A 16,527-nucleotide genomic window follows, 5' to 3' on the forward strand; every position below is an offset into this window, starting at 1 on the left:
CGCATAATCTTTAAGTAACGATGCCGCCATATTCACTGTGTCCCTTGTATTGGAGGCATCCGGCAATCCACACTCTTTTCCAAACCTGCATCAGAATACGGAAACGCAGCACATGAAACCAATCGATTGACGGAAAGAGTGTTGTCCATACTATTATACATTAGTCAGGCGTTTTTAGAGCATTTTTTCCCTTTGGCCCAGTACTGAGACCACCATGAAGCCTGCATCGCCGTTTTCCGGGTACTACACGGGCATGACACTGGCCTCCAGCTCGAGTCTTTGCGCCGCATTGTGGGCGCTCTGACTTAGGCAGTTGTTCCCCGTCATCATTCAAACCCAATTCAGCCATCCGCTTGCAGTTCACTCCGGAGCACTGAGAGCAGTCCCTCTGGAAGTTCTGATGTTTGTGGGACTCTGCGGGGCAAGGCCGCCAGCGTGACAGACGCGACTGCCAATCTATGGGGTTGCCTTTAAAGCGTGCACGTATTTTCCGCTCAAAATTTGTCGGGCGCCCCATCATGAAACCTCAACATTTGTTAACATAGTCTGCAAACCCCATGACGAAGGTAGTACTAAGGGATTTCTGAGATCTTGTTATCGCCCGCCCCCCTTTCACGGTTCCTGTGGTGGCAATAACTATTGCTTTTACTTGCAAAATCCCCTGGCTTGCCGTGGGAAGGTTTCGTCCACGAGTTTTTGAATAGCCGCTCTTTCCTCTTCTGTTGGTGATCTTCGAACAGGAGCGGGATCCGGCTGCTGTCGCGAAAGCTCCTGCAGCATAAGCAAACGCGGCGAAATTTTGATTTTGCAAACTTGTTCAAGTTCATCCCAAGCTGGAAACCATTTCCAAGTTTTTGTCACTAGAGCGTAGCGGACAATGTCCGCGGGAAACTCCAAAAGGCGTCTCGTGTAAGCCGAAACCATGAGCTCAGCTTCAAAACCGTTGCGCCCTGCTCCAGCCGTTATCACTGACAATTCCGCAATCCATTCCTCGATTTGTCCCCGGCAAGCCGGCGTTAAGAACTTCAAAAGATCTTGCCTTGCTTTAGCGCGCTGTTCATTTGTACCAACAGCCGTGCAGGAGGTTGCCACTGAGAATGAGCCCAGGCTTTCGCCATTTTGGCCTCTGGGGTAACGGCCTTCATATACTACGTTCAGCTCGACGCCGCGCGACAACGCTCGCGACACCGCTGCCGTGTCGACGTCGTGAGGTGTCTGGCGTGAAAGCCATGCGCTGACTTCCAAATTTTCTTGAATTGCTAAGCCATGTTCTCCAGCCAGCATCCCAGTCTTTGAACTTGGTTCCCTTTGCGAGGTGGTAATCACGGAAACGATCGGCTTCATACTCAATCTCCTTCTCAGTGAAACTGCGATCTACTGCGTCTTGAACGTTTTTCTTAGAGGGCACCCAACTATCCGGCAGTGAGGTAGCCCGTGTCGTTTTTTGTTCTCGGGGGACTAAAGGGGGTTCTTCTGACGGTTCACTTAAGTTTCTAGGGATATTTGGGTGTACCTCCTGCACTTCTAGACCGGCATCTCTTGCACGTGTCAGATGTCCTTTTTGCATTCGTGCAGCTAGTGCACGGGTTGGCTCCAAGGTGGAGATCGCCCTAAGATTCAGTCGATACTCGATTGTGAAACCGTTGGCGCAAGGTCGCTTGCCAACGTGTGTGATAAGTCCAGCGCCAACTAAATCCTCGATGCACTTTTGAACTGTTCGCTTTCCCATTTCCAGATCTGCGGCGATAGTAGTTTTGCTTGCCCAAACACCCGAGCCGTCATCGCTCGCGCAACCCGCCATGTAGAGCAACACTGCTTTTCGTGTGGGCGAGCCAACTTTCTTTTTTAGAACTGCTCCTGTTGCCACGTAGCTCATGTGCATCCGCCTCGAAGGTTGAAACTTGACGGATTTCCAGCCAGCGGGTAGCTAAAATTTAGACACAACGGCCGACTGCGAAATAGTGCATCTTTTACCCACTTGGTCATGGTTCGATCTCGGCAAAACGGCGAGCATCAAGCCACGACTTTATGCTCGTTTCTGTCCAACCCACAGCTCGCTTTCCAAGTTTGATTGACTGCGGGAACTCACCCTCCGCAATCATCGCGTAAATTGTTGAGCGAGAGAGACCAGTAACCGCCTCAACTTCCTTTCGCCTCAAAACGCGCTCGATAGTTTTGTTCACAGTTTTTCCTTTCAAATCTTGTGCAATCAAAAAGCGCCCAAAAGTTGCGGCGCCTATATCGCTAACAGCCCATGAGTTGTTGGATCAACTCGGTCACAGTAAGACTTTGCCAGAATTTCAAAGCCACCTAAAAGCGTTTTTTTTCAATATTTTACCTTCGTTCATCACACTATCTCATTGGTAGAAATTCGCGATGTAGCAGGTTGTTGCAACTTGTTGCACGCTGTTGCAAATAGACTCACCAAGAAATCGAAGCGACTATACTATAAGTTGTGTCACAATTGGTCTTTTCACACGCATGCGGCTACCCAAAGCAAGGAAACTGCGCGAATCAATAAGGAAACTCCGCTTCTAACCAAACCACAAACATAGACAGTTCAATTAAGGCAGCCACACCAACGGTCTAGAATACCGATGCATATCTGGTCGTTCCGAGGCACAATGACTTTGCATAACCCATTGATGAATTGACCAAGGCAGTTTAATGGAACCTGAAGAGAACGATCCGACCCTCAAGGCTGTCTACTCGACCTCTGGAAAAGACGTCCTCCGGCTTCAGAAAATTTTATCGGAACTCGGACTGCTTAAGGACGTCGATGGCGTTTTTGGAGCGGACACAAAGAGCGCTGTCGAAAAATTCCAACGGCGAAATGGTCTTCCAGCTGACGGGGTAGCTGGTGAAGAGACGTGGAATGCGTTGAACGCTGCAAAATTGCGCGACGTAGAATACGAGCTCGAAGACGCCAGGCATCAAGACGCTCAAGGTCGACCCACCAAAGAGGTTATCCGGGAACTCCAGCGGGATCTGAACTCCAATCTAGGAGCCGACCTGGCTACAGATGGGATCGTTGGACAAGACACGCTGTCGGCCGTTCGGGATGTCATCTCTCAAGACGAAGAAGTGTCCGCAATGGTCAACGACCCCGAAGCCATTCGGGTCAACAGAGATCAGATCCTCAAGTACCTCACAGAAACATTTGGAACTGCACCGGCCCAGTTTCTATTGACCAGTCTTTGGTCCCAAGGGCCATTCACGATAGATGCTCCGATCCTTGAGCTGCAAGAAAAACTCAAAGCGGCGGGTGCGCTGACTGGAGAGGTCGACGGATCCTTTGGGCAAACAACAAAGTCGGACATCATAAGTCTCGCTAGCGAGCACGGGCTCCTTGAGGAGATCGAAAGATCCAGCGAGTTTCGCGAGTTCGCGCACTACGTCAATATGGCCAGGCGTCTTGGTCTTAACCTTGACCCAAAGAATAACCAAATAATTGGGTCACTTCTGTTTCGTGAGGCGTTCGACAAGAACTGGCGCGCCGGCAAACCTACCAGAGAAACCGTTCGAGAATTGCAGGAGTTACTCGATGCGAACGACCGCCTGAAGGGTCCCCTAGACGGAGGGCTGGGTTGGATGACGATCGGCGCCCTGTACGACTGGGCGGACGATTTGATCCCAACAGACCAGGATCGTGCCAATCGCGAAGCAGTCCGTGGGGCTTTGTCACGCCAGTTTCCCGAATTGTCGGACCCAGCGATCGAACTGTTCACTTTATCTGTCTGGCATCCTGGCCCAGAGATCTTCGAGCAAGAAACCGCACCTTTCTATTCTGATCGACCTGCAGAAGTCGACGAACTCGGTCGGGGCTCAGTTGCCCGCACTATTGCAACCATAGTAGACAGCGTTTGGCGCGAACCGGTGCCCGAAGGCGCCATGGATCACAGCTTCATGGTGCACATCCACGGCCCATGGGGCAGCGGAAAGACCTCGATACTGAACTTTCTCAAGAAAGACCTCCTTAAAGGTAATGTCGCTGCTCCGAAGCGAATAGATGGTCCGTCCTGGATTGTGGTGGATTACAACGCCTGGCAGAACCAAAGCCTTGGACCTGCGTGGTGGAGCTTAATGGAGGCCGTCTACCATGCAACGCGGGCTCAACTCCGCAAAAGCGACCGCAGAACGAGCAGAAAGTTGTTGTGGGGTCATCGCTTCTGGCAATTCAGGACTGCCTGGCTTCCTTCGATCTCAGGCGCGCTTCTTTTGGTTGTTGCCTTGTTCGTTCTTCTTTTCGTGGATCCCAGCAAATTTGGTCTCGGCGACGAATGGGGCGCTGTGGCTAAGACAATCTCGGGACTGGCCCCCCTTATCGGCTCCATCTTCCTGTTCAGAAACAACCTGTGGCTCTTCAACTCCAAGGCTGCCGAACGCTACGTGGAACTCGCGCGAGACCCGATACGCCCTCTCACAAGACGATTTGGTGAGATGATTAGCAACGTAAATCGGCCGGTCGCGGTATTCATTGACGACCTGGATCGCTGCAATCCGGACTTCGTTGTCGAGCTTTTGCAGTCCATCCAAACCCTGTTCCGAGGCGCGAGAGTTCTCTACGTCGTTGCGGCTGACAGGGACTGGATCAGTACCGCCTACGAGAAAGCCTATTCTGAATTCAATCAAAAGGTCAGTGAGCCAGGAAAAAACCTTGGGCACCTCTTTCTTGAAAAGGTCTTTCAGTTGGCCATTGAAGTGCCTCAACTTGGCGACAACCAGCGCGACGTTTTCTGGTCTTCGTTGATCAAGGTTGATGATGCTGAGCGGTCAAGCGACACCGGAACACCAAGTCAACCAGGCGAACACTCAAAACAAGACCGTCGACAGGAGCTGGAAACTCAAATCGACAGGAGGACGAAAGCCGCGACCAACGAAGCGGAGCTGATTGACATCGTCAGGCAGAGCACAGGCAGCGTCGAAGAGGCATCGATTGCCGGTGCAAAAGTCTTCGAAAGGCTGCAGTCTCCGGAACTCCGCAAAAAGCAAGAGCATTTGCTGTGGCACTACAGGAGCATGCTGGAGTCCAACCCGCGTGCAATGAAGCGACTTCTGAATGCTTACGGATTTCGGAGAGGTTACGAGATTTGGAACTACGGCACTGGGCGGGCATTCGATCAAATGGCTGGACGGGACGTCGACGACGACCAAGCCATCTATGATCCAGACCGCATCGTTAGAGAGACCATCTTGGAAACAAGGTGGCCAGTGCTAGCCGATTACCTCGACCCGCATTCGACCAGGCGGCATGACAAGGACACCATAAATGCCCTCCTCAAAAACCGAGAAGTCCAGGACGTTGTCGGCCCGCTGAATCTACAGCGCTTCACACCGATCGAATGAACCGCCTTGAACTTCAGAAAGCTGATTGAAGCATCTGTCTAACAGATTGTGGAAACGGCGATCTTCGTTCAGCATGCGGAGCGAGAACCATCGGATTGGCAAAACTTTTGGCTGGAAACTAGGGTCAAGACTTCGGTAAAGGGGCCGTTTCAGTCAAGCTGTTTTACGCAGAATAATTGATCCCCAAGGCGGTGTAGCTTTTCTTCGTTTGTGTCCGCCCTGCTTTCTGTCACGGCCTTCAATTGAAATCCTTCGGGTACAACCTAGCATTGCAAGTAACTGAATCTGCCAAAGCTGTGTGTCGGTCCGACGAAGACAATCATCGAGCTTTGCATTCTATCTGATCTGCGGACAAATCGTAGAAGCTAGTCCAAACGTGATGGCGGAAAACTGGTTGGTAAAATAGTGATTTCGTGAATCCTAATCAAATTGCCTTAGTTTTAACCTCGACTATTTCTTGGCCGCTTTAAGCTGATCCAAATAGTCAGCGCACCACTGAGACAACCGAGTTCTCTCATCCCAGTACTGTCCGCGAGCGTAAGCTCGGCGAATCTCGTTACCTTCGACGTGCGCAAGTGCTCTCTCAATAGCATCGGAGTGCCAGCGCCCCGCCTCATTGGCTAGTGTAGAGAATATCGCACGAAAACCGTGCGCCGACATCTCTTCCTTGCCATAACCCATTCTGCGAAGAGCCGCGTTAAGCGTGTTGTCGCTCATACATCGTTTGGATGACCGAATAGACGGAAAAAAGGTAAGTTCCCCAACTAGTCAAATTCTTCAATTCAGCAAGTTTGGATTGCGCCTGGTTTGAAAGTGGTACTGCGTGCGGGCGGCGCATTTTTGCGCGATGATCTGGGACTATCCAAACAGAGCCGCTTTCATCAATTTCAGACCACTCAGCCATGCGAAGCTCCCCGGGTCTTAGAGCAGTGAGTGATAATAGTTGGAGAGCAATCCTAGTAGTTGGCTGACCTTCAAATCCGTCGATGGCGTTTAACAAAGCCCCTACACCTTCCGGATCAAGGATTGCTGCACGGTGATTTGGTTTGGGTCGCACGAGAGCGTCTTTCAGGCCAAATGTGGGATCATTGTCAATTAGGCCCTGCGAAATCGCAAATCTAAAAACTGCTCCAGCAGCTGAACGCATACGCAATGCTGTTTCGTAATTTCCTTTAGCCTCGGCTTTCTTTAGCGGCACCAGAACATCACGGGCAGTTATCTGCGCTATGGGCATTGATCCAATTTCTGCGCACAGCATACCGTGAAGCCAACTTGTTTTTGCAAGGGTTGCCTGCGCTCTTCCTTCTTTATGCTTTTTCTCTAAAAGATCTGAAGCTAACCGCGCAAAGGTATTACGATGCTCGGCTTCCTGCTCAGCCTTCATCCTTTTAGCAACTGCTGATGGGTCTTGGTTGTCCGCTAGCATTGATCGAGCATCATCGCGCTTGGATCTGGCCTGTTTCAAAGAGACGTCAGGGTATTTGCCCAAAGCTAATAGTTTCTCTTTCCCCAACCAACGATACTTGAAACGCCAGAGCTTAGATCCATTCGGCTTTGTGAGCACGAAAAGCCCATCAAAGTCGGCGGTCTTAAATGGCTTATCCTTCGGCTTAAGCGCTCGAATCTTTGCATCACTTAGAACCGCCATAGGGGTACCTCTCCTATTTGATCGAAACGGTACCCCAGATTGATACCCCCTTTAGGGGTATATTCAGCTAGACCACCCAGGACACTGTCGGACACAAATCTCGACAATAGCCATAAAAAACAAGCTATTGTCAAACCAATCTGGAAGCAACAGGAAGGCTTTGTGGTGCCCGGGGGCGGAATCGAACCACCGACACGAGGATTTTCAATCCACTGCTCTACCCCTGAGCTACCCGGGCACGGGAACGGATATGTCCGCTGGGTGGAGGCGTTCTATGACTTGCCACTGGGAGTGTCCAGAGGCTTTTTCACATTTTTTCAGTGCGGTTGTGGTGGCTTTGGTAGTTCAACGTCATCCTCGGTCTCGACGTCCTCTTCGCGCTGTGACGGGATCGCGTAAGAGCCGTTAAGCCACTTGGCCAGGTCGAGATCCGCGCAACGTTTTGAGCAGAACGGGCGGTACGTAGGAACGGTGTTCTCGCCGCAGATCGGACAGCTCATTTCAGCACCTCAGACAACGGCACGCGGCCGCGTTTTCGTTGCAACTCATAGTGCCCCAGTGGCGTCCATCCGGCCATGATCGTTTCCTCCGGATCAGACTTCAAAGCCGTGCGAAGGGCGGCTTCAAACCCGCGCCGGTCCTTTTTGGGCATCGGGGCAAGGTCCAGTGTGATCTGACCGCCCAGTCCCCGGACGCGCAGCGCCCGAGGCAGCGTCTTGGCGCAGGCAAAGTTGGCCTTGGTGCCCGCCGCCAGAGACGTGTCTCGGCCCGTGTTGATGTCGACAGCCACAAGGGCGCGGGTTGGCTGGATGAACAGCGATCCACCCCCCGGCAAAGGCTCGGCGATACCTTGGGCCGTTTCAATCGCGTCCAGAACGCCGTATGTTTCGAAGCCACCGGGTTGCGTGGCGACTTCGGCAGGATCCGTCCAGTCGCGCCACGCGATCACATGGGGACCGTCACCTTCGCAAAGCGTCTCAAGCCCCGTTTCGGTGTCGTTCAAAACCTGTTCGGCCTGGGCGCGCATGGCCGCGATATCCTCGGCGATTTCGTCGGGGTCTGCGTTCCAGCAACACGACCGCAGGATGAGGCCGTAGTCGCATTGCTCCATCTGCTCATGCGCGATTTCCAGGAGGCGGTCGCGGATGTCATCGTCGCGGATACTGCGCGAAATGTTCAGACCTGGCGCATCGGGTGTCACGATCGCGTAGCGGCTTTTGAACAGGATGCGGTTGGTGACCGGGATTGCCTTGCCCGGTTCGGCGTAACCGGTGACTTGTACCAACATGTCAGCCCCCGGAGCGAGCCCCTTGACCTGCCGCAGAAAGGCCGGGCCATCGGGTGTCGTCAGGAACATGCCGCCTTGCCCCTTGACCGGACGATCCGCACGGGCTCGGTAAATGGTTCCGGGCGGCGGTGCATCCGAGGCGATCAGGAGGTCTTCGAGAACACCGTCAACCATCAGGGCTGCGGCCTCGCGGTCCTGAATGTGGTCCAAAATGATCGTCCGGCCCTTCATGATCCCTCACGATACAGCGGATAGCCGATGCCTTGCAAAAGCGCTGCGGTTTCTGACAGGGGTAATCCGACGATGCCGGTAAAAGACCCGGAAATCCATGGGATGAACGCGCCAGCCGGCCCTTGAATCGCGTAGGCACCGGCTTTGCCTTCCCAATCGCCGGTCGCCAGATAGGCATTGACCTCGACATCTGAAAGGCGTTTGACCTTCACCTGACTGACGACATCGCGTTGCAGAACACGATCGTCGCGACGTACGGCGACCGATGTGATCACCCGATGTCTGCGTCCGGACAAGGCGTGAAGGAATTCTGCAGCCTCGCCCGCGTCTTGCGGCTTGCCCAGTATTCGCCGCCCCAGCGCGACTGTCGTGTCGGCGCAAAGCGTTATGTCACCCGGATCGGACTGGACTGCGTGGACTTTTGCGCGAGTAATGCGGTGGCAATACGGAACGGGAAGCTCGCCTTTCAGCGGCGTTTCATCAATGTTGGGGGCGCGAATGGCGTCAGGTTGAATTCCAAGCTGCGCCAGCAGGTCCAGCCGCCTTGGGCTGCCCGATCCGAGGATAAACGCCATAGGGCAGGGCGTTACTTGAAGCGGTAGTTGATCCGACCTTTGGTCAGATCGTACGGGGTCATTTCGACCTGAACCTTGTCGCCGGCCAGAACACGGATGCGGTTCTTGCGCATCTTGCCTGCCGTGTGTGCGATGATCTCATGGCCGTTTTCCAGCTCGACCCGAAACGTCGCATTAGGCAGGAGTTCCTTCACGACACCGGGAAATTCGAGCGTATCTTCCTTGGCCATGTTGTCTCCACATTTAAGTTGCATCCGCAGAATCTGCGGGGATGTGCGCCTAAATGAGCCTATTTTGGCCTTAATTCAAGGGCGGATTCGCCTAAAGGCTGCAGATTGTGACGGAATCGACTCGGGGCGTCTGTTCTGCCCAATGGGCGCGGTTCAGCACGTGGCCATCGGCGCGGACATTGGCAATCGCGGACAGATCGACCTCGGCGTATGTCCATCCCGCTTCGTTCAACCCGCCTTCGGACAAAACCCCGTTCGGTGGAAATCCAATATCCGGCGGGCCAAAGACTCCGCCTGCGCCCGTATTCACATCCACGGCCTCGGACCAATCATAGGTGCCAACCAAGGACGACATGACCGTGACGCATTGGGTCTCCAGCGCGCGTGACATGGCCCCGATGCGAACGCGCCAATAACCTGACAACGCTTCGGTGCAGGAGGGGACAAGGATCAGATCCGCTTGTTGCAACGCGCGTCCCAGCAGCGGAAACTCGCTGTCATAGCAGATCAGCACGCCGATTTTGCCCAACGCGGTGTCAAAGAGTTTCAAGGGCCCGCCCGGCGCGATGTCCCAAGTTTCGCGTTCGAACCGTGTCATGATTTGCTTGTCCTGATGGTCGTACCGTCCGTCCGGCGCATAGAGCACTGCCCGATTGACCGGCCGGCCCGTCCCATCCAACACCGGGGCGGACGCGCCCAGAATGTATGTTTTGAATTCCTGCGCCAATCGGCGATGAATATCCGCGGCGTCCCCCATCCGGTCTGAAACTGCATGGATCGAACGCTCAAGATCGCCTGCGGTTTCGGCGCCATCCAAGGTCGACAATTCCATCGCGCCATATTCGGGAAACACCAACAACTGGGCGCCCTGTTTGCTGGCGTCGGAGACCCAATGTGCCAGTTTGTCTTCGTATTGGGCCCAGCTATCCAGCCAGTCCGGCGGATAGGCGGCGGTTGCTATTTTCATTCTTAACTTTCAGGACCGGTTTCTCGGGTGACCATAGGGTCAAACATCCTGCCGTGTACAGCCCATGCCCTTGCTTGAATCACGATTTTCTCTTTCGGATTAAGTGTTGTCGTGTGAAACATTTGCCGGGTGAATTCGACAAGACGAACGCGCGCCGTCGATCAAAATCGGTATATGGAATCGCGAAATGGCCAAAAAGCCAAAGACAAGAGAGTCACTGCAAGACATCCTGGCGTCTTGTTCGGACACCCTTTTTCCGGATCAAATGGGTGAGGCACCTGTTACAATCGACAGTCGCGACGCCGACGGGGACACACCGCTTCACGTAATGCTCTGGCGCGACAACACTCATGCGGTTCTGCAACTCATCAAAGCAGGCGCTGATGTGAACGCCGTAGGCGATATGTCGGAAACACCGCTGCACATAGCGGTAAAGAAACAGAACCTGCCTGTAATCGACGCGCTTTTGAAGGCAGATGCTGACACGTCGCTTAAGTCGGAATTCGGGCAATCGTCCCGTGACATCGCGGACCAACTTGGCGGTGAAGTCCGGCGGCTTTTTCTGAATTATCAGACCTGACGCAGTTCGAAACTAAGTTTCAGTTTAAGCGGTGTTGTCAGAGCCGTCAAAGATCCTTGATCCAGAATTGCAATGGCTTCAACGTTTCTCGGTCTTGATCCAGGTCTTTCCACGAAAACTGCGCGACTACGCCAGCCAAAGGTTCGTATCCCCGCGTACGCCAGAAAGCGTCCAGAGGGCGATAGTGTTCGGGGCGCATCGGATGATCCTCCGGGCGTTGAACGCCACAGAATGCGCATTTGGTGAAACCAAAGTGCCGTGCGTGCGCTTCGCGCAGATCAAAAAACCGGTGGCCGACACCCTGACCTCGAAACGCGGGCAACAGCACGGATTCTGCGCAATAGAAGATTTGCGAAAGATCCAAACCCGTTCCTTCAAAGGCTGCGGCAAAATCCTCGGCATGATCTACAAGCGGCGCGCCAGTGGACGCACCGACCAGTTCATCACCTTGGAACGCGCCGACCACGATGGCTTTGTCGCTGTCGCGGTAGGATTGCAGATATTTCCGTTCGTATTCCAGATCGCCGTCGTAGAGGTATGGCCACGCCCGAAACACCTTGATCCGCAGCCGCGCAACATCGTCCAACGCATCCGCGAGCGCCGGGCCCGTCAACGCGCGGACATTCGTGACTTCACCCATTGGAAACCTGTTTGGTCCAGTCGGCGAGGTTGTAGAAGGTGGTGACGCGGGTGATCTTGCCATCCCTCAGGTCAAAGAACGATCCCGCAGGCAGGCGATACGTCTGGCCATGCGCGTCGGGCAGGCCTTCGTCCGTTTCCAGGTATGTGCCGTTCACAACGAACTCAGCCGCAGCCCGCGCGCCGCCGTTGGCCTCAAAAATAACGATGTCAGTGAGATTTTCGCGATAGCACCGGTTCATATGGGCGCAGAAATCGGCAAATTTATCCTTTCCGACGCGGATTTGGCCCTCGTTCACATGATGTGCCACGTCTTCGGAAAGGCAGGCCAACATGCCGTCGACGTCACCATTATTGAAAGCATCGAAATAGGTCTTGATGGTCGCGTTCATGTTCACTCCGTCGGGTCGCCCCAGTTGGCTTTGAGATGCTGAATGATCTGATCTCGGGTCTGTCGGTAGTGATGTAACTTCTGTTCGCGGGTCTCGCCCATCCCAGTAGGGTCCATTATTGGCCAATAATCGACATCGAGGTGAAAAATCCGCGTCAGTTCAAGCGCTTTTCGCTGACTGGCAGGGGACAACGCCACGATCAGATCGAACGAGCTTAGATCATCGCCCCAATCCTGCATCTCATCAAAGGATCGCGAGCGGTGGCGGGACAGTTCAACATCAATCTCTTTGCAGGCCGCAATACAGAACCCGTCGATCTCCATATCGTTGTAGACGCCGGCGGACTGCACATAAGTGCCGGTGCCATAGAATTTCTTCATGATCCCTTCGGCCATGGGGGACCGAACCGCGTTGTGGTCGCAACAAAACAGGACCGACTGCGGCAAGGACTTCACGCGTCAGCCCCCGAAATGCAGCACGCAGATCAGCGTGAAAAGGCGGCGGGCGGTGTCACTGTCAACCTCGGCCTTGCCTTCCAGCCTTTCCTGCAAAACGCGGCTGCCTTCGTTGTGAATGCCGCGTCGGGCCATGTCGATTGTTTCAATCTGGCTGGGCGGCAACGATTTGACCGCGTTGAAATAGCTTTCGCAGATCTGGAAGTAATCCTTAACGACCTGACGGAACGGACCCAGCGACAGATGAAACTCGGCGGCTTTTTCTTCTGCTTCGGTCGCGATATCGAAAACCAACCGTTTGTCGCGGATCGACAACTGAACGTGGTACGGCCCGTCCGGCACAACGCGACCATCCCTTGACGGCAAGGCGAAAGAGTTGTCTTCCAGCAGATCGTAGATTGCCACCTTGCGCTCCTGCTCGATTTCGGGCGTCGGCGGCGGAAGGTTTCGATCATCCAGTTCGATATGCGAAATGCGGGTCATTTTCAGTGTTGTCCAGTCAGCTCGGATCAGACCTATAGCAACAAATCGGGCAGAGCAATGCAGCCGTGCGCTGCGCTAGGTGTTCAGCCGATTCAGCCGGGCGAGGACGGAAAGACCGTGGGCTTCAAGGCTCTCTGAACGGGCCAGTTGAGCCGCGGCGGGACCAATTGCACGCAGGGCTTCGGGTGTCATCTGGCTGAGTGTCGTTCGTTTGAGAAAGTCCATCACGCTGAGACCCGAAGAGAACCGGGCCGAGCGGGCCGTCGGCAAAACGTGGTTTGGTCCGCCAACGTAATCCCCAATCGCCTCGGGTGTATATTGACCCAGAAAGATAGCGCCCGCATGTTTGGTTTTTGTGCTGAGCGCAACCGGGTCCGCCACACAAAGCTCAAGATGCTCGGGGGCGATGCGGTTGGACAGATGCGCGGCTTCATCCAGGTTTCGAACCGAGATGATCGCGCCAAAGTCCCGCCAGCTGGCCCCAGCGATTTCGCGGCGTTCCAGCGTCTGCAATCGGGCATCTACCGCTTGTGCAACAGCTTGCCCGAATCCCGTATCATCTGTGATCAGGATCGACTGCGCGCTTTCGTCATGCTCGGCCTGGCTCAGCAGGTCCAGTGCGATCCAATCCGGGTCATTGTCTTTGTCCGCAATCACCAAAATCTCAGATGGGCCGGCGATCATATCGATCCCGACCTTGCCATACACTCGGCGTTTCGCGGCAGCCACGAAGGCATTTCCCGGGCCGGTGATTTTGTCGACTGCTGCAATCGTTTCCGTCCCATAGGCCAAAGCAGCGATCGCCTGGGCCCCGCCGACGCGATAAATTGTGTCCACTCCTGAAAGCTGTGCCGCCAACAGGACCAATGGATTCACCTGCCCATCTGGGGTTGGCACTGTGATGGACAACCGTTCAACGCCCGCAACCTTGGCGGGGATTGCATTCATCAGAACCGACGAAGGATACGAGGCCAAACCACCCGGCACATATAGCCCGGCGGCCGACACTGCGGACCAACGCCAGCCGAGTGTCGCGCCAGCCTCGTCCGTCCATTCGCTGTCGTGCGGTAATTGCTTCTGGTGGTAAGACCGTATGCGGTCAGCGGCCAATTCCAATGCTGCACGTTCTTCCGGCGACACCTGTTCGATTGCGGACGCAATTTCTGTGTCGCTGAACGCCAAGGTATCGGTCGTCAGCTCGAGCCGATCGAATTTTGCTGTCAACTCGATCACTGCCGCGTCGCCGCGATGGCGCACATCGTCGATGATCTGTGCTACGACGGCATCGACATCGGGGCTGTCTTCGCGTTTGGCGGATAACAGCGCCTGAAACGCGGGCTCGAATTCGGCAGAAGTCGTGTCGAGGAAGACGGGCATGTCAGATACTCCGAAGGCGTTTCCACGGGTCTTATCGTCGGTGCCGCAGGCGCTCAACCCCGACGCTGGGTTTCGTTTCCTTCGCCACGTAAATCAAGCACATAAAACCGATCATCCTGAGCGCCATCTGGCATAAGAACGGCGTTGGGGAAAACTCCGAAATGCGCGAAGCCGAAGCCCTCGTAAAAACGGATCGCGCGTGGGTTATCAGCCGCAACGGATAGCTCAAGTTGCCAAACGTCGTTGGCCCTTGCGAAATCGATCAGCGCGTTCATCAGCGCCTTGGCGGCTCCACCGCCCTGTGCGGAGCGCCTGACATAAAAAGGGCCGACTGAACCACGATGCCGGCATCGGGAAATGGATTGCCGATTTAACGCAGCTATGCCGACCGGCTTATCGCCATCAAATGCACCAAACCGCCCGCCTAGATCCAAGGACCGCATATCAACGTCTTTAGGGAGCGCAGATGACTCTTCGCTCGAAAGAAGGAACGCCTCCGGATACAAACGCGCGCCCTCAAGGCGCAAAGTGCGCCAGAGGTCGAGATCGATGGATGTCAGTTCGCGGGTGCGGATCATTCCGGGTGGTTCGGTGCGTGACCCGACGGTGCCCGATAGGGACGGGTTACGTCCTTGAGGGTGACTTCCACCGCCTCGACCTGCAACCGGATTGCCCCATCTCCCGCCAGGGTCAGCAGAACTTGTCCGGCTCCGTCCTCACCTTGTTCGAAGTCGACGGATAACAACGACAGGATCATGTCGGTGTCACCGCGATCAATGCCCTGGCTGGCCACAGACAAAACTGAGCCAAACATCAGCACGGACTGCACACGCTCAAACGCGCGACCGCGTTTGGCCGCCGCGTCTTGGTCTTCCCAGCGAAAGCGGTTCAACAGCAGGGCGAACTGCCGTTCAGATGCGCGCCACGTCATCTCTGTCACCGGAAAAACCGCGTCTTGAGTCAGGGTTGAAATCACCTGAAGATCGTCGGCATCTTCGGCCCCCAGATTCAGAGGGGCTTCTCGCCCGTCTTCAAAACTTGCGTCTGTCATTGACCCTTAATCCGTTCAATCTTTGCACCCACGCCTTCCAGCTTGCGCACCACATGTTCATACCCGCGGTCAAGATGGTAAACCCGGCTGACCGTTGTTTCCCCTTCGGCGGCCAGACCGGCCAGAATAAGCGAAACCGAAGCCCGCAGGTCTGTTGCCATGACCGGCGCACCTTTCAGGCGTTCGACCCCGGTGACCGTAGCTGTACCGCCGTGGACTTCAATATTGGCCCCCATTCGAACCAGTTCGGGCGCGTGCATAAAGCGGTTCTCAAAGATACGCTCTTCAAGAACAGAGACACCATCTGCTGTGCACATCAGCGCCATCATCTGCGCCTGTAGATCGGTTGGAAAGCCGGGGAATGGTTCAGTGACCACATCCACCGCAGAAACGCGTCCGTTTTTGCGCGAGACTTTCAACCCTGATTGGGTTTCCGACACTGAAACACCCGCAGCATCAAGTTTTGCGGCGAACGCCTCGACAAGCGACATGCGCCCGCCAAGCAGCTCGACCTCTCCTCCACACATCGCGGGGGCCAGCATATAGGTGCCCAACTCGATCCGATCCGTCACAACCTGATGCGTCGCGCCATGAAGGCGGTCAACGCCTTGAATCTCGATGGTCGGGCTGCCTTCGCCGGAAATCTGCGCACCCATCTTGCGCAGGCATTCCACTAGATCGACGATCTCAGGCTCGCGCGCGGCGTTCTTTAACACCGTCGTACCCTTGGCCAAGGTGGCTGCCATGACGATGTTTTCGGTCGCACCGACCGAGGCAAAACGCATCTCGTGCACCGCGCCTTTCAACCCGCCCAGAGCCTTGGCGTGCAGATAGCCGTCTTTCAGTTCGATTTCGGCGCCCAGTGCCTCCAAGCCTTCGACATGCAGGTCCATCGGGCGGGCACCAATTGCACAGCCGCCGGGCAGCGAGACAACAGCTTGCCCAAACCGCGCCAGCAATGGGCCGAGCACCAAATTCGACGCGCGCATCTTTCGCACGATGTCATAATCGGCAACATGGCTGGTCAGGCTGTGGCTGGACATCGCAATCACTTGCCCATCCTGCAGCGCGGACACCTCGGCCCCCAAGGATTGCAGCAATGCGGTCATCGTCTTGATGTCGCTCAACCGTGGCGCATTGGTCAGCGTCAGCGGTTCTTCGCTGAGCAGCGTCGCCGGCATCAAAGTCAAACAGGCGTTCTTGGCGCCTGCAATCGGAATCTGCCCGTTCAGCGGGCCGTTCCCCGTCACCAGAATCGAATCCAT

General features: G+C 55.1%; 19 protein-coding genes, 1 tRNA gene and 1 pseudogene. 2 read left to right on the top strand and 19 right to left on the bottom strand.

Features of this window, described 5'->3' with window-relative positions; all coding sequences use genetic code 11:
• Positions 1 to 160: 160 nt before the first annotated feature.
• The 4 genes and pseudogenes from RA28_RS23080 to RA28_RS03090 form a co-directional block, all read right to left on the bottom strand.
• Positions 161 to 520, bottom strand: a complete 360-nt coding sequence (locus RA28_RS23080; RefSeq protein ID WP_342585412.1) for an HGGxSTG domain-containing protein — start codon at positions 518 to 520, stop codon at positions 161 to 163.
• 125 nt (positions 521 to 645) lie between these two features.
• Complete coding sequence (locus RA28_RS22965; protein WP_039523659.1) at positions 646 to 1,344, bottom strand: hypothetical protein; 699 nt, start codon at positions 1,342 to 1,344, stop codon at positions 646 to 648.
• Positions 1,345 to 1,684: 340 nt separating this feature from the next.
• Positions 1,685 to 1,882: pseudogene (locus RA28_RS23115) on the bottom strand (helix-turn-helix domain-containing protein); the annotation flags it as partial.
• 100 nt (positions 1,883 to 1,982) lie between these two features.
• Positions 1,983 to 2,183 (bottom strand): helix-turn-helix transcriptional regulator, encoded by a 201-nt coding sequence (locus RA28_RS03090; protein WP_446737311.1) that lies wholly within the window; start codon positions 2,181 to 2,183, stop codon positions 1,983 to 1,985.
• Between the two features lie 484 nt (positions 2,184 to 2,667).
• On the opposite strand from RA28_RS03090, the gene RA28_RS03095 reads away from it, so the two are divergent.
• On the top strand, positions 2,668 to 5,346 hold the full coding sequence (locus RA28_RS03095; protein WP_039523661.1) for a P-loop NTPase fold protein: 2,679 nt from the start codon (positions 2,668 to 2,670) through the stop codon (positions 5,344 to 5,346).
• A gap of 697 nt (positions 5,347 to 6,043) precedes the next feature.
• On the opposite strand, the gene RA28_RS03100 is transcribed toward RA28_RS03095, so the two are convergent.
• The 7 genes from RA28_RS03100 to RA28_RS03125 all read right to left on the bottom strand — a co-directional run bounded on the left by RA28_RS03100 (position 6,044) and on the right by RA28_RS03125 (position 10,285).
• Positions 6,044 to 6,994: a tyrosine-type recombinase/integrase gene (locus RA28_RS03100; protein ID WP_241481051.1), complete on the bottom strand. Its 951-nt coding sequence runs from the start codon at positions 6,992 to 6,994 to the stop codon at positions 6,044 to 6,046.
• A 163-nt stretch (positions 6,995 to 7,157) separates the two neighbouring features.
• Positions 7,158 to 7,232: transfer RNA gene (locus RA28_RS03105), tRNA-Phe, on the bottom strand.
• 79 nt (positions 7,233 to 7,311) lie between these two features.
• The gene (locus RA28_RS22410) at positions 7,312 to 7,494 is read right to left on the bottom strand and encodes a DNA gyrase inhibitor YacG (protein ID WP_082029710.1); all 183 of its coding nucleotides are present in this window, start codon (positions 7,492 to 7,494) and stop codon (positions 7,312 to 7,314) included.
• On the bottom strand, positions 7,491 to 8,513 hold the full coding sequence (locus tag RA28_RS03110; RefSeq protein ID WP_039523663.1) for a ribonuclease E/G: 1,023 nt from the start codon (positions 8,511 to 8,513) through the stop codon (positions 7,491 to 7,493). The genes RA28_RS22410 and RA28_RS03110 overlap by 4 nt, the downstream gene beginning before the upstream one ends.
• On the bottom strand, positions 8,510 to 9,088 hold the full coding sequence (locus tag RA28_RS03115; RefSeq protein ID WP_039523665.1) for a Maf family protein: 579 nt from the start codon (positions 9,086 to 9,088) through the stop codon (positions 8,510 to 8,512). The genes RA28_RS03110 and RA28_RS03115 overlap by 4 nt, the downstream gene beginning before the upstream one ends.
• A gap of 11 nt (positions 9,089 to 9,099) precedes the next feature.
• Complete coding sequence (infA, locus tag RA28_RS03120; RefSeq protein ID WP_005978431.1) at positions 9,100 to 9,318, bottom strand: translation initiation factor IF-1; 219 nt, start codon at positions 9,316 to 9,318, stop codon at positions 9,100 to 9,102.
• Between the two features lie 91 nt (positions 9,319 to 9,409).
• Entirely contained in the window at positions 9,410 to 10,285 is an 876-nt protein-coding gene (locus RA28_RS03125) for a carbon-nitrogen hydrolase family protein (RefSeq protein WP_039523668.1), read from the bottom strand.
• A gap of 187 nt (positions 10,286 to 10,472) precedes the next feature.
• On the opposite strand from RA28_RS03125, the gene RA28_RS03130 reads away from it, so the two are divergent.
• Positions 10,473 to 10,865 (top strand): ankyrin repeat domain-containing protein, encoded by a 393-nt coding sequence (locus RA28_RS03130; RefSeq protein ID WP_039523671.1) that lies wholly within the window; start codon positions 10,473 to 10,475, stop codon positions 10,863 to 10,865.
• A gap of 46 nt (positions 10,866 to 10,911) precedes the next feature.
• Here the strand turns inward: RA28_RS03130 and RA28_RS03135 are convergent, their stop codons facing one another.
• The 8 genes from RA28_RS03135 to murA form a co-directional block, all read right to left on the bottom strand.
• The gene (locus tag RA28_RS03135; RefSeq protein ID WP_039523673.1) at positions 10,912 to 11,505 is read right to left on the bottom strand and encodes a GNAT family N-acetyltransferase; all 594 of its coding nucleotides are present in this window, start codon (positions 11,503 to 11,505) and stop codon (positions 10,912 to 10,914) included.
• Positions 11,498 to 11,896 (bottom strand): ketosteroid isomerase-related protein, encoded by a 399-nt coding sequence (locus RA28_RS03140; RefSeq protein ID WP_039523675.1) that lies wholly within the window; start codon positions 11,894 to 11,896, stop codon positions 11,498 to 11,500. The genes RA28_RS03135 and RA28_RS03140 overlap by 8 nt, the downstream gene beginning before the upstream one ends.
• 2 nt (positions 11,897 to 11,898) lie before the next feature.
• Positions 11,899 to 12,351 (bottom strand): arsenate-mycothiol transferase ArsC, encoded by a 453-nt coding sequence (locus RA28_RS03145; protein ID WP_039523677.1) that lies wholly within the window; start codon positions 12,349 to 12,351, stop codon positions 11,899 to 11,901.
• Positions 12,352 to 12,354: 3 nt separating this feature from the next.
• The gene (locus tag RA28_RS03150) at positions 12,355 to 12,834 is read right to left on the bottom strand and encodes a UPF0262 family protein (RefSeq protein ID WP_039523679.1); all 480 of its coding nucleotides are present in this window, start codon (positions 12,832 to 12,834) and stop codon (positions 12,355 to 12,357) included.
• A gap of 75 nt (positions 12,835 to 12,909) precedes the next feature.
• Positions 12,910 to 14,211 carry a histidinol dehydrogenase gene (hisD, locus tag RA28_RS03155; RefSeq protein WP_039523681.1) on the bottom strand — a complete coding sequence of 434 codons (1,302 nt, stop codon included), beginning with the start codon at positions 14,209 to 14,211 and terminating at the stop codon, positions 12,910 to 12,912.
• 53 nt (positions 14,212 to 14,264) lie between these two features.
• Positions 14,265 to 14,789 (bottom strand): GNAT family N-acetyltransferase, encoded by a 525-nt coding sequence (locus RA28_RS03160; protein WP_039523683.1) that lies wholly within the window; start codon positions 14,787 to 14,789, stop codon positions 14,265 to 14,267.
• Positions 14,786 to 15,262, bottom strand: coding sequence for a DUF2948 family protein (locus tag RA28_RS03165; RefSeq protein WP_039523686.1), 477 nt, complete (start codon positions 15,260 to 15,262; stop codon positions 14,786 to 14,788). The genes RA28_RS03160 and RA28_RS03165 overlap by 4 nt, the downstream gene beginning before the upstream one ends.
• On the bottom strand, positions 15,259 to 16,527 hold the full coding sequence (gene murA, locus RA28_RS03170; protein WP_039523689.1) for a UDP-N-acetylglucosamine 1-carboxyvinyltransferase: 1,269 nt from the start codon (positions 16,525 to 16,527) through the stop codon (positions 15,259 to 15,261). Before murA ends, RA28_RS03165 begins: the two co-directional genes overlap by 4 nt.

Source organism: Ruegeria sp. ANG-S4, assembly GCF_000814005.1.
Lineage (GTDB): Bacteria > Pseudomonadota > Alphaproteobacteria > Rhodobacterales > Rhodobacteraceae > Ruegeria.